The following is a 12,324-nucleotide window of genomic DNA, read 5'->3' as shown; positions in this document are numbered from 1 at the left end:
GCGGTGTTACCAGCGCGAGGTGTAGGGGCGGGTTTCGCCGTCACCGCCGCCCGCCACGCGCATGGCGCTGGGCGTGGACGCGACCTCGATCAGCGCGGCTGTCTCAGCGTCGGGCGTGCCCGAGATGTCGCGCGGCCGGTACTTCATCTGGAAGGTCTGGATGACCTCCTTGGTCAGCACGTCCAGCTGGCCTGAGCGCGACACGTTGTAGCCGATGCGCGCGAGGCGCTCCTGCAGCCAGGCCACGTCGTGCGGCGCGACCTCGTGCTCCAGCGTCTTGACCATGACCGAGGGGCCGTCCGGCCAGGGGATCAGCCCCGCGTCGGCCAGCTGCTTCCAGGGGAATTGTGGGCCGGGATCCTGCTTGCGGCCGGGGGCGATGTCGGCGTGGCCGATGATGCGTTCGGGCTTGACGCCATGGCGCTTCTGGATGTCGCGCACCAGGGCGATGACCTCGTCGACCTGGGCCTGGGGGAAGGGCGCGTAGACGCGGCCGCCGGGGCCGTCCACATAGCCGGCGTTGACGATCTCGATGCCGATGGAGGCCGAGTTCAGATTGGTGGCGCCGCCCCACCAGCTGGCCCCGGCATGCCAGGCGCGGCGGTTCTCGTCGACGAGGGCGTAGCTGGCGATGGGGTTGTCGCGCACCAGGTAATGGGCCGAGACCTGGCCGCCCGTCGTCAGCACCTTCAGCGACTTCTCCCAATCGATGACGGTGTAGTGCAGCACGATGAACTGGGCGCGGCTGTCCTGGTTCTGCGAGGTATAGCTGCGGTCGATATTCGGGGCGCGCACAGCGGCGGCCGGCCCGGCGGCCATGACGGGAGCGGAGGAGGAAGGCGCGGCGGGCGAGGGGGCCGGTGTCGGCACGCTGGCGCAGGCGCTGAGCAGCAGGGCCAGGGTGGCGGCAACGAGGGAGGTGGACTTCATGCGTGGGAAGGCGTGGCCAAGCCCGGATTGTTGCAGCGCCCTCGCCCGGCCGGCCTCGGGCCAGCCCGCAGGGGTCATGCTGGAGGGCCATGCGGGTATGAGTGCAGGTGATGGTTGAATGGCGCCATGAGCCTGTACACGACGCTGCACGCCACGCCCTCGGTCGACACCTACCGCCATCTGCGCGTGGCCTCCGGGCTCAGCCCCAAGTCCGCCGAGGCGGCCGCACGTGGCCTGCCGAACTCGCTGTTCGCGGTGCAGATCCTGCACGCCGGCGAGCCCATAGGCATGGGGCGGGTCATCGGCGATGGTGGCTCGGCCTTCCAGGTCGTCGACATTGCCGTGCTGCCCGAACACCAGGGCCAAGGCCTGGGCAAGCTCATCATGGGTGAGATCGCTGCCTGGCTGCGTAGCAACGTGCCCGAGAGCGGCTATGTCAGCCTGCTGGCCGATGTGCCGGCCGATGCCCTCTATGTCCAGTTCGGCTTTGTGCACACGGCGCCCGCGACCGTCGGCATGGCCTGGAAACGCGCGTGAGCGAAGCTTGTCTGAAAGCCGACGACCGCTGCCTGCTGCCCATAGGCTGCACCGAGCAACACAAAGGCGCGACGAGGAGGTGCTGGAGATGTGGCGCATCGCGGTGGAGGAGACGCCGGCGTTGATCCAAGGGCCGTGGGCTTAGGGCGCTGCGATTGAGGCCGGGGCGTTGCCGGCCAGAAGCGGCGGGTCGGCTGGTTGCCGGCGGGAACAAAGATTGCCCTGAAAGGGGATGCAGTCAGAGGCTCTCCACGCATCGGCTCCAGCTTGCGTTGCGACGGATGTCATCCGCGTCGTCGGCGCCAGGGAGAACAACCTGCGCAATGTCAGCGTCGACATTCCGAAGAAGCGCATCACCGTGTTCACAGGGGTGTCGGGCTCGGGCAAGTCCTCGCTGGTTTTCGACACCATTGCGGCCGAGTCCCAGCGGCAGCTGAACGACACCTTCTCCACCTTCGTCAGGCATCGCCTGCCGCACCATGCCCAGCCGAATGCCGACTCGCTGGAGAACCTCTGCGCGGCCATCGTGGTCGACCAGCGACGCCTGGGCGGAAATGCCCGCTCCACCGTGGGCACGGCCACGGACATCCTCGCGCTGATCCGGCTGCTGTTCTCGCGTGTCGGGCAACCCTTTGTCGGCTACTCCAACATCTTTTCGTTCAACCATCCCGATGGCATGTGCCCGCGATGCGAGGGACTGGGCAAGGTTGACACCGTTGCTGTTGACCGGCTGTTCGACAGGCAACGGTCGCTCAACGAAGGGGCCATCCGCTTCAGTGCCTTCGCTGTCGGCGGCTACCGCTGGAAGCGCTACGTGAACAGCGGCCTTTTCGACAACGACAAGCCGCTGAAGGACTACAGCGACGAGGAATGGCAAACCCTGCTCCATGCGCAGGACGTGCCCGTCACCAACCCCGGGCCGGGGTGGCCGCCGACGAGCCGTTACGAGGGGGTGCTCCCGCGCATCCGGCGCAACTTCCTGAACCGCAATGTCGACGAGATCAAAGGTCTGGACCGCACCGAGTGGGACCGGCTGGTGACGGCCGGACCCTGTCCGCAGTGCCACGGCGCGCGCCTCAACGAGAAAGTGCTGAGCTGCCGCATCGACGGCAGGAACATCGCCGACTGGTGCGCCCTCGAGGTGGACGAACTGCTGGCGGTCGTCACCCAGGTCGGCGCGCCCCTGGCCGCCACCATGGTTCCCGCACTTGCCAGCCGGCTGCAGCATCTGGTCGACATCGGGCTGGGATACCTGAACCTCGGCCGCGGGACGAACAGCCTGTCGGGCGGGGAATCGCAACGCGTGAAGATGGTGCGCTACCTCGGCAGCAGCCTCAGCGACATGAGCTACATCTTCGACGAGCCCAGCGTGGGCCTGCATCCACGGGACGTGGCGCGCCTGACCGGGTTGTTGCGCCACCTTCGCGACAAGGGCAATACCGTGCTGGTGGTGGAGCACGACCCCGACATCATCGTGGCGGCAGACCATGTCATCGACATGGGGCCGGGGGCTGGAGACGCGGGAGGCCGCGTGGTCTTCGAGGGCAGCGTCGCCGCGCTGCGGCTGGCCGACACGCCAACCGGACGCTGCCTGGCTCGACCAGTGAGCGTCAATGCCGCGCCGCGCACGCCTTCGGGCTGGCTGCCTATCGAGCACGCGAATCTGCACAATCTGAAAGACGTGAGCGTCTCCATCCCCAAGGGCGTGATGACCGTCGTGACGGGCGTAGCCGGTTCGGGCAAGAGCAGCTTGATCAACGGCGCCTTCGTGCGCACCTATCCGGAGGTCGTGTGCATCGACCAAGGAGCGATCGGTGGGTCGCGACGCTCGAACATCGCCACCTACACAGGCATCATGGATCCCATTCGGTGGCTGTTCGCGCGGGCCAATACGGCCAGCGCATCGCTGTTCAGCGCCAACTCGGGAGGCGCGTGCCCCGTGTGCAAAGGGCTCGGCACGACGGAGACGGACCTGGCCTTCATGGAGCCGATCGTCAGCATCTGCGAGCGCTGCCGTGGGCGCCGGTTCACCGACGAAGTCCTGACCTACCGGATGCGCGGCAAGAACATCGGGGAGATCCTGGCGATGCGCGTCGCCGAAGCGAAAGCCTTCTTCGATGAACCGGAGATAGGGCCCGCGTTGGAACGGCTCGATGAGGTCGGACTCGCCTACCTGTCCCTCGGGCAACCCTTGTCCAGCCTGTCCGGTGGGGAACGGCAGCGCCTGAAGCTGGCTACCGAGCTGGGCCAGTCGGGCCGGATCTACGTGTTCGACGAGCCCACCTCGGGCCTGCATCTCTCCGACATCGACCGCTTGTTTCGACTGCTCGACCGGCTCATTGAACGTGACGCCACCGTCGTCGTCATCGAACACCAGCTCGACATGATCGCCCGGGCGGATTGGTTGATCGACATGGGGCCGGAAGCCGGGCGACGGGGCGGACGCGTGATGTTCGCAGGTACCGTCACCGCGATGCTGGCGACGGGCTCTGGTGACACCGCCGCGCATCTTCGAAGGTACGCGGGGTCAGCGGTGGCGCCATGAATGATTCCTGCCGAACGATCGCCGGATGCCCTACTTCGAGAACCAGCCCGCGACGCGCTGACGCAGCCGCTCGAAGAACCCGGCGCGCTCGACGTCGGCGAGCGCTATGACAGGCGCCTCGCCAAGCTGCTTGCCGTTGGCCGTGGCGACGATCTTGCCGATCACGGCGCCCTTGGCGATCGGTGCCTCCAGCGCAGGGTTCAGCGAGATCGCGGTCTGGACGGCGGCCGCCTGGCCCTTGGGCACCACCAGCGTCCAGGCCTGGGCAATGCCCGCGTTGACCGTGGGCGCCACGCCGTAGGTGACCTTGGCGGTCGTCAACGTCGCACCGGCCTGGGCGGGGGACGCTTCCTCGAAGTTGGCGTAGCCCCAGTTGAACAGCACGCGGGTCTGGTCGGCGCGGGCCTGCTTGCTGTCGGCGTTCATGATGACCGAGATCAGGCGCATGCCGTTGCGCTTGGACGATGCGGTCAGGCAGTAGCCCGCATCTTCCGTGTGCCCGGTCTTGAGCCCGTCCACCGTGGGGTCGGTGTACAGCAGCGCATTGCGGTTGCCCTGCTTGATGCCGTTGTAGGTGAACTCGCGCTCGGCGTAGATCGGGTAGTACTCGGCGCTGTTGCGGATGATGGCGGCCGCCAGCACGGCCAGGTCGCGGGCCGAGGCCTTGTTGTTGGGGTCGGGCAGGCCGGCCGCATTCGCGAACTGGGTCTTGCTCATGCCCAGCTTCTTGGCCTCGGCGTTCATCATCGCGACGAAGCCCGGCTCCGAGCCGCCGATGTGCTCGGCCAGGGCCTTGGAGGCGTCGTTGCCGCTGGCGATGACCACGCCGCGCAGCATGTCCATCAGGGACGCCTGCGCGTTCAGGGGCACGAACATGCAGCTGTCACCGTCCTTGCCGCCGCGGCACCAGGCGCTCTCGCTCATGGTGACCTTGTCGTCGGGCTTGAGCTTGCCGCTCTTGAGCCCCTGTTCCACCAGGTAGCTGGTCATCATCTTGGTCAGCGACGCCGGCGGCAGCGGTTCGTCCGGGTTGGACGAGGCCAGCAGCTGCCCGGTGTTGAAGTCCATCAGCACCCAGGCCTTGTTGGCCAGGACCGGCACCGACTGCCCGTTGGCGTCGGTGGTCATCGCCGGTTCGGTCGGGGCGGCAGCCTTGTTCTTGTGCGCTGCCGCGTGGGGCTTGGTGTGCTTGGCGCTGAAGGCCGGTGTGGGCGCCGCGACGAGGAGGGCGCTGGCAAGGACGACGGGAAGCAGGGAGGTGGAGGGAAAGCGGGAAATCATGGACAAATGCGTTTTCAGGAGGGCGACAGCCTGACGCATATTAGGCCCCGACAGCCGTCGGCCCCGTAGTTCAGCCTCCCTAAGGCACCGGCGGCAGCTCCGGCGCGCTCAAGCCCTCGAAGGGATCGGCCCAAGCCGGCAACGCCATCAAGCGCGCATGCCAGGCCGCCAGCGCCGGATAGTCGGACAGCGGCAGCCGGGCCACGTCGTTGTAGGGCAGGAAGGCGCCCATGCGGAAGTCGGCATAGCTCAGGCCGCTGGCCAGCAGCCAGTCCTGCCGGCCGAGATGGGCGTTGAGGATGGAGGCGGTCTCGTGGAAGCGCTCGATGCCGCGCGCCACGGTGCCTTCATCCAAGGCGCCCAGGCTGTAGCGCAGCTTGGTGCCGCGCTCAAAGTGCACCATGTCGCAGGCATGCATGAAGTTGTCGCGGCTCCAGCTGATCCAGCGGATCATGTCCGGCAGTTCCCTACCGGTGCGCCAGAACTCCGAGCCCACCAGCTGCGACAGCCGGCAGGCGATGGCATCGGCCTCCCACAGCGGGCGGCCGTCCTCGACCAGGATGGGCACCCGCAGCGACGGATTCAGCGGCAGGAACTTCTCCGCCTGGCCGGGCGCCAGCGGCGCGGCGAACTCGTAGCTCACTGGAGCCGCCAGGTATTTGGCTGCCGCCACGGCGAGGCGGGGGTTGGGATTGCGCGAGAAGTAGAGGATGGGCTTCATGGCTGGCAGCGTTGTCATCGGGCGCTGCGCAGTGTCCGCAAACTCGCCTGACGATTCAACTGGGCGCATGTCCTGGCGGCGATGCCTCACTGAACCGCGTCGATCAGCCGGGCGCGATCCGCCGGACTCAGGCCGGGCGCCTGCGACAACAGGGCGACCGCCTGGCCGGCGTCGATGTCGTGCAGGCTCTGGGCCAGGGCCTGCCAGGCCTGCCAGCGGCGCTCGGGCGAGGCGATGCGGGCGACGAGGTCCATCGCCTCGAGGGGCGCATGGCGGGCCAGTTCGTCGGCGCTGGCATGGCGGGCGATGGCCTCGTCCAGTTCGGGCAGCGGTGCATAGGAACGCAGCCAGTCGCGCGCGGCCTGGCCGTCCAGTGCCGTCCAGCGCAGCAGCCCTTCATCCAGCAGGGCCTGGCGTTGCCCACCCGCCGGCAGGGTGCTGGCGAAGACGGTGGCCGAGCGGACGTCCTGCTGCAACCAACGATCGTGCAGCGTGGCCAGCAGGGCGGCCTGCCCCGGGGTGTTCACGGCCCAGCGCGCCGCCTGTTCGGGCGCGGCTTCGGCCCAGCGCGCCAGCACCGCTTGCAGCAGACGCTCCTGGGTCTGGGCGTCGAGCGGCGCGCGCTGCAGCGCGAGCACGGCCCTGGGGTAGTCGCGCTCAGCCATCCAGCTGTCCAGCAGCGCCTCATCCAGCGCCGGGGCGGCGCTGCCGACGCGGGGCTCGGTGGGCGCCGGGCCGGCCGTGGGTGCGGCCAGCCCCATCATCTGCAGGACGGGGCTGGGCGCCGTGGCGCCGCCCGCCACCGGGGGCGGCATGGCGGGCGGCTGCCCGAGGGCCAGCGCCCCCAGGCCGGCCGCCGCCGCCAGCAGCCAGGCCAGCGGACGGGTGCCCATCACTTGAACACGCAGGCGCGTGCGACGTTGCTGCTGCTCGTGTCCTTGACCGGTTCGTTGCCCGAGCCGGTGCCGACATAGCCTTCGCATTTGGGCTTGGAGCCGCTGTAGACCAGGTCGGTGATGGTGGCGACGTCGTATTTGCCGGCGATGCCCGACTTGCTGTCGTAGCTGCTGTTGACGCCCAGGCCGGCCACGTTGAGGGTGCCCAGGCGCACGCCCGTCACCGTCACCTTGCGGGCGTACTGCGTCGAGCAGTTGCCGCAGGAGCGGTAGAGCTTGCCGATGTTGTCGGCGTAGAAGTCCGTGATCACCAGCGTGCCGTCGCCGTTGTGCTGGAACAGCTTGTCGGCGGCCTTGAAGGCGGCGCCGCCGCTGATGGTCAGCTTGCTGGTCACGCCGCTGAGCTTCTTCACCGTGGCGCCGTCCTCGCCGACGTCGGCCCAGTAGACGTTGGTGATGTTGCAGACGCCGTAGCAATGCACGCCGTCGGCCCCGCCCGCGGCCAGGTTAGTGCCGCTGCCCAGGGACCCGTCGCCGATGACGACGTTCTTGACCGTCGAGCCGTTGTTCAGCTTGAACATCGGGATCTGGCTCTCGCTCTGGGTGCCCTTCATGTTGGAGGCCGTGCCCACCAGGCAGACCCATTTGCCGTACTTGGCCACGCCGTCCCAGGTCGTGCCGGCCGGCACATCGATGGTGGCGCTGACATTGACCTTGGTGCAGGCCGGCACCGTGCGCACGCCCGGCGCGGCGGCGGCGCTGCTGGCCATGGCCACGAGGGCCAGGCCCAGCAGGCCCTGGCAGAAGCGGCGCAGCGGCCGGTTCAGAAAAAACGGGTTCATTCCTTGTCTCCTTGGATTGCTGTTGAAGTCGGCCGCCGCGAGCGGGCGGCAGGGCGTCAGCGCAGGGTCGAGGCCGGCAGGGCTTCAACGAGCAAGGTCAGCGAGGGAGTGGAACGACAAAACTCCGCACCGTCATGCAGAGACGGGCCAAGCCTCCAACGAGGCGGATTTGCGCCAAACGGAACGCACTTTCATTGTTTTGAAACGATGTTCCAATCGGTGGATGTCCGAAGCCGATTCAGGCGGCGGGGGGCCGGAGCGAGGCCGCGGCGCGTGGCGCCGCGCTTCAGCGCTTGCGGGGCGCGGGGGTTTTCTTCGCCGCCGGCCGGGACGCGGGTCGCGCCGGCTTCTCGGCCTCGGCGGCCGCCTGCAGCGGCGCCAATGCGGCCAGGGCGTCGAGTTGGGTCAGCAGGCGCTGCAGATAGCCGGGCGCCAGGGCCTGCAGCTGCTGCAGCGCGCGGGCCACCAGCACCTGGCTGTTCAGCGGGCCCAGATGCTCGGGCACCGGCGCGCTGACCTCGGCCAGGCGGCGCGTCAGCCGCAGCGCGCTCCAGGTGCGGCGGTGGATCTGCACATTGCGCAGCTCGGGGCCGGCCTGGAGCTGGGCCAGCAGTTCGGTCAGCGGGCTCGGGGCGTTCGCGGCCGGCCGCGCGGGCAGGGCGATGGGCTCGGCCTCGGCACGCTGCACGAGCCTGGCCACCAGGCGCTCGCGCAAGGGCCCCGGCGCCTGAGCGCAGGCCCGCCGCGCCAGCGCCTCCAGCACGCGGCGGCGCACCGGGTCGGCTTCGGCGCGGGCCTGCACCCAGGCGATGGGGTCGTCCATCACGGCGCGGAGGCGGCGGCGCGCCTGGGCCGCGGCGTGGGCGCGATCTCGACGCGGCGGTTCAGCGCCCGGCCGGCCGCCTCGTCGTTGGAGGCCACCGGCTGCTGCGGCCCGAAGGCGGCGGCGAAGACGGCGTCCGGCGGCAGGCCCTCGGCCATCAGCGTGCGCGTGACGGTCAGCGCGCGCTGGGCCGACAGCTCCCAGTTGTCGGCGAACTTGGTCCCGCCCTTGCCGCTCAGCATGCCGCGGTCGTCGGTGAAGCCGCTGACCATCAGGATCTCGTCACGCTGGCTCAGATAGGTGCGCAGCGGCAGGGCCAGGCTCTTGATCAGCGCGCGGCCATCGGCATGGAGCTGATCCGAGCCGATGGCGAACAGCACCGCGCCGCTGATGCCGATGCGGCCGTCCGACAGCGTGATGCGGCCATCGGCCAAGGGGCCGGCGAGCGCCCGCTCCAGCGCCTCGCGGCGGGCCTGCTCGGCCTGGCGTTGTGCCACCTCGGCCTGCAGCTTGTTGGCCAGATCCAGCTGGCCCACCAGGGCCGCGGCCAGCACCAGCACGAAGGCGCCGAGCACGCCGGCCATCAGGTCGCCAAACGCGGCCCAGGCGGGCGTGCCCACGCCTTCCTGTTCGATCTCCAGGGGCTCATCCATTGACGGTGGCCCCCTGCAGCGCGTCCAGCACCTGCTTCTGCGAGCCCAGGCAGAGGTCGATGACTTCGCGGGCCTGGGCCACGTAATAGCCCAGCTGCTCGTCGCTGCGCGTCATGGCGCCGCTCAAGCGCTCCTCCAGCGCGGCCAGATGCTGCACCAGCTGGGCATTGGCCCCCTGGAACTGCTCGACGGCTGCGCCAAAGCCCTCGCCCAGGCTGCCCATCTCGGCGGCGCTGGCGGCGATGGTGGTGGCCGCTTCCGACAGGGCCTGGCCGGTCGCATCGGCCTGCTCGGTGAAGCGCTGGCCCAGGGCCTCGAGCTGGGTGGCGGAATTGCCCACCAAGGCATGCACCTGGGACGACGCACTGCTGACCAGCACGTCGATGGCGGCGCGCTGCTCGCCGGCAGCCTGCTGCAGCGAGGCCAGCAGCGTCGACACCGTCTGCATCAGCTCGGCGCGCTCGGCCAGGGCCGCGCGGTCCTGGGCCTGGCTCTGCGCCAATTGCTCGCGCAGGGCGGCGACGACCTCGACGGCGGCGCGCGGCGCCTCGCCGGCGGCCTTCAGCAGCGCGCCGGCTTCGGTCAGCGTGGTCCTGGCCTGGGCTTCGGTCTGGGCGACCAGATCGCGGGTGTGCTGCAGCAGGCCGTCGGCCAGTTGCTGCTGCTGGGCGAGCTGGGCGGCACCGGCCGTCTGCAGCTCGGTGCGCCAGGCGGCCAGGCGCTCGGCGTCGTGGCTGGCGTGGGCCGATTGCAGCCGGCCGTGGGCCTCGGCGATGGCGGCGATGGCGGCCTGGGTCTGGGCGGTGAAGCCGGCCGTCAGTTCGGCCAGGGCATCCTGGGCGCGCTGGCCGCTGCTGGCGAGCAATTGCTGGGCGGCTTCGCGCTGGGCGGCCAGCAGCTTCTCGTTGGCTTCGCGCTGTCGGGCCAGGGCCTCGGCCTCGGTGCGCGCCTCGGCACGGGCCTGGGCATCCTGCTCGGCCAGCTGGGCGGCGTGGCGGGTCTGGCTGTCGGCGATGCGCTCCAGCAGCTGCTGGGTCTGGGTGGCAAAGCCCGTGGTCAGCTCGGTCAGCGCGTTCTGGGCGCGGGCGCCGCTGTCGGCCAGCAGCTGCTGGGCGGCCTGGCGCTGGGCGGCCAGCAGGGCTTCGTTGGCGCTGCGCTGCTCGGCCAGGGCCAAGGTCTCGGCGCGCGCCTCGGCGCGGCGCTGGGCATCGTGCTCCGCCTGCGTGGCCTGCTGGCGCGATGCGGCGTCCTGGAGGGCGGCCAGCAGGGCCTGGGCTTCGGCAGCCCAGCGGGCGCTCAAGCTGTCCACGGCCTTCTGGGCGGCCGCGCCGCTGTCGGCCAGCAAACGCAATGCGGCTTCACGTTGCTGGGCCAGGCCATCGGCCTGGGCCTGAGCCGCTGCCTCGGCCTGCCGGCCGATCTGCGTGACGCCGGCCTCGAACTTCACGCTGAGGGCGCCGAGTTGGTCGGCCACCTGCGCGCCCACGCGCTCATGCAGGGCCGCGGCTTCGCGGGCGATGCCGGCCATCGCCGCCTCGGCGGCGGGCTGGATGGCGGCGCCGGCCAGGCGGGCACTTTCGGCCAGGCTGGTGCGCAATGTCGTGTCCACGCTGGCGGCCAGGGCCGTGTAGGCCTTGCTCGTCTCGCCGTGGAACTGCGAGTTCTGCGCGGCCAGCTGGTCGGCCAGTTGACTGGCATGCAGCTGCAGCTGGGCGACGAGTTCCAGCTGGCGCTGCTGGGCGACTTCGGCCGCCGCGGCCTCGGCGGCCTGCTGCTCCAGCGCGCGGCGGTGCGCGGCCGTCAGCGGGCGCAGCTTGCCGAGCAGGGCGGTGTCGAGATGGGCCGACACGGCCGCACGTTCGCGCCGCGCCAGCGCCACCATCAGGCCCAGCATGGCCGAGCCGGTCACGCCGGCCACGCTGGCGCTGAAGGCCAGGCCCAGGCCCTGCACCGGCGCGCCCAGGGCATTGCGCAGGGCCGCGAGGTCGGCCGTCTGGCCCAGGGCACTGGCCGTGCTGCTCAGCGTGATGACCAGGCCGATGAAGGTGCCCAGCATGCCCAGCAGCACCAGCAGGCCGGCCAGGGCCGGGGCCAGCGACAGGCCGGGCAGGGCCGTGCGCAGGCCTTCCAGGCGCTGCTGCACGCCAGCCCGCAGTGTGGCGGGCAGTTGGGCGAGGAAGTCATCGCCCGCCAGCGCCGCCTCCAGCTCGCGACTGGCGCGGCGGAAAGCCGTCAGCTCCCAGACCCCGACGACGAAGAAGGCCGCGATCAGCAGCGTCATCGCCAGGGCCACCGGGTGGTGGCGCGACGCTGCGAGGGCCGCGCCGGCAATGCCCGCCAGGCCGGCGGCCAGGGCGAGGGGATAAAGGGCGTTCAGGAAGCGGTTCATCGGGGGCTGTCGTCGTGCAGGGCCTCGATGAGGCCCTGCACCGGTTGAAGTCGGAGGTCGAGCTCGGCCCGCAGCAAGCGCTGCAGGTCGGCCCAGAAGCGCTGCCGCCAGCGGCGCGGGTCGGTGGCGTGATGGGTTTCGGCGCGTCGGGTCAGCAGCGCGGGCAGGCCGGCCAGGGCCTGGCGTTCCTGGGCACCGGCGGCGCGCTCCAGCAGGGCATCCAGCTGCGCCAGGCGCGCCAGCGTGCCCGAGGCCTCGGCCAGGCGCGGGCGCAGGCGCTCGCGCAGCGTCGCGACGCGGGCGGCCATGCTGCGCTGCTGCTGGGCATGGTGCAGCCGAAAAGGCGCCAGCAGGTCAGCCAGCGGCACGCCCTCGGGCGCGGTCTCGGCGGCGTCGCGGGCCAGCAGGGCGTCGTCGAAGGCGGCCGTCAGCTCGGACTGCAGCCGCTCCAGCGCGGCCCCGGCCCAGTCGCGCGCCTCGCGGCGGGCCGCCGCGTTGGCACCGGTCGCCGGGGCCACGGCCAGCACCTGGGACAGGCCGATGGCATCCGCCCAGCCCAGCCAGCCGCCCAGGCGCTCGGCCACCGGCGCCGCCGGCACGGGTGCGACGCCCCATTGCAGCAGCAGCCGGGCCAGGGGCTCGGGGGTCTGAGGCTGCGGGGGGAGGGCTTGCATGGGGCGGGCGCGACCTGCGCGGGCGCGCGAGGC

General features: G+C 70.7%; 11 protein-coding genes. 2 read left to right on the top strand and 9 right to left on the bottom strand.

Annotated features, from left to right (window positions below; all coding sequences use genetic code 11):
* Positions 1-6: 6 nt before the first annotated feature.
* Positions 7-930: an N-acetylmuramoyl-L-alanine amidase gene (locus J2X20_RS27675; RefSeq protein WP_310272664.1), complete on the bottom strand. Its 924-nt coding sequence runs from the start codon at positions 928-930 to the stop codon at positions 7-9.
* Between the two features lie 126 nt (positions 931-1,056).
* On the opposite strand from J2X20_RS27675, the gene J2X20_RS27670 reads away from it, so the two are divergent.
* Both J2X20_RS27670 and J2X20_RS27665 read left to right on the top strand, forming a co-directional pair.
* Entirely contained in the window at positions 1,057-1,467 is a 411-nt protein-coding gene (locus tag J2X20_RS27670; protein ID WP_310272662.1) for a GNAT family N-acetyltransferase, read from the top strand.
* 232 nt (positions 1,468-1,699) lie between these two features.
* Positions 1,700-4,012, top strand: coding sequence for an ATP-binding cassette domain-containing protein (locus tag J2X20_RS27665; RefSeq protein WP_310272661.1), 2,313 nt, complete (start codon positions 1,700-1,702; stop codon positions 4,010-4,012).
* A gap of 30 nt (positions 4,013-4,042) precedes the next feature.
* On the opposite strand, the gene J2X20_RS27660 is transcribed toward J2X20_RS27665, so the two are convergent.
* From J2X20_RS27660 to J2X20_RS27625, 8 genes are all read right to left on the bottom strand, one after another.
* Positions 4,043-5,293, bottom strand: coding sequence for a D-alanyl-D-alanine carboxypeptidase family protein (locus J2X20_RS27660; protein WP_310272660.1), 1,251 nt, complete (start codon positions 5,291-5,293; stop codon positions 4,043-4,045).
* Between the two features lie 79 nt (positions 5,294-5,372).
* A complete protein-coding gene (locus J2X20_RS27655; RefSeq protein WP_310272658.1) occupies positions 5,373-6,032 on the bottom strand; it encodes a glutathione S-transferase family protein in 660 nt (219 codons plus the stop codon).
* Between the two features lie 68 nt (positions 6,033-6,100).
* Positions 6,101-6,907 (bottom strand): hypothetical protein, encoded by an 807-nt coding sequence (locus tag J2X20_RS27650; RefSeq protein ID WP_310272656.1) that lies wholly within the window; start codon positions 6,905-6,907, stop codon positions 6,101-6,103.
* Entirely contained in the window at positions 6,907-7,752 is an 846-nt protein-coding gene (locus tag J2X20_RS27645; protein ID WP_310272655.1) for a pectate lyase, read from the bottom strand. The genes J2X20_RS27650 and J2X20_RS27645 overlap by 1 nt, the downstream gene beginning before the upstream one ends.
* Positions 7,753-8,038: 286 nt before the next feature.
* On the bottom strand, positions 8,039-8,575 hold the full coding sequence (locus J2X20_RS27640) for a DUF2894 domain-containing protein (RefSeq protein WP_310272653.1): 537 nt from the start codon (positions 8,573-8,575) through the stop codon (positions 8,039-8,041).
* Positions 8,575-9,228, bottom strand: a complete 654-nt coding sequence (locus tag J2X20_RS27635) for an OmpA family protein (protein ID WP_310272651.1) — start codon at positions 9,226-9,228, stop codon at positions 8,575-8,577. Before J2X20_RS27635 ends, J2X20_RS27640 begins: the two co-directional genes overlap by 1 nt.
* On the bottom strand, positions 9,221-11,617 hold the full coding sequence (locus J2X20_RS27630) for a coiled-coil domain-containing protein (RefSeq protein WP_310272649.1): 2,397 nt from the start codon (positions 11,615-11,617) through the stop codon (positions 9,221-9,223). The genes J2X20_RS27635 and J2X20_RS27630 overlap by 8 nt, the downstream gene beginning before the upstream one ends.
* Positions 11,614-12,291: a DUF3348 family protein gene (locus J2X20_RS27625; RefSeq protein ID WP_310272647.1), complete on the bottom strand. Its 678-nt coding sequence runs from the start codon at positions 12,289-12,291 to the stop codon at positions 11,614-11,616. The genes J2X20_RS27630 and J2X20_RS27625 overlap by 4 nt, the downstream gene beginning before the upstream one ends.
* Between the last annotated feature and the right edge of the window lie 33 nt (positions 12,292-12,324).

The organism is Roseateles saccharophilus (genome assembly GCF_031458095.1).
GTDB lineage: Bacteria > Pseudomonadota > Gammaproteobacteria > Burkholderiales > Burkholderiaceae_C > Pelomonas > Pelomonas saccharophila_A.
Note: the sequence above shows the minus strand (reverse complement) of the source record. Positions and strands in the feature narration are given on the sequence as shown.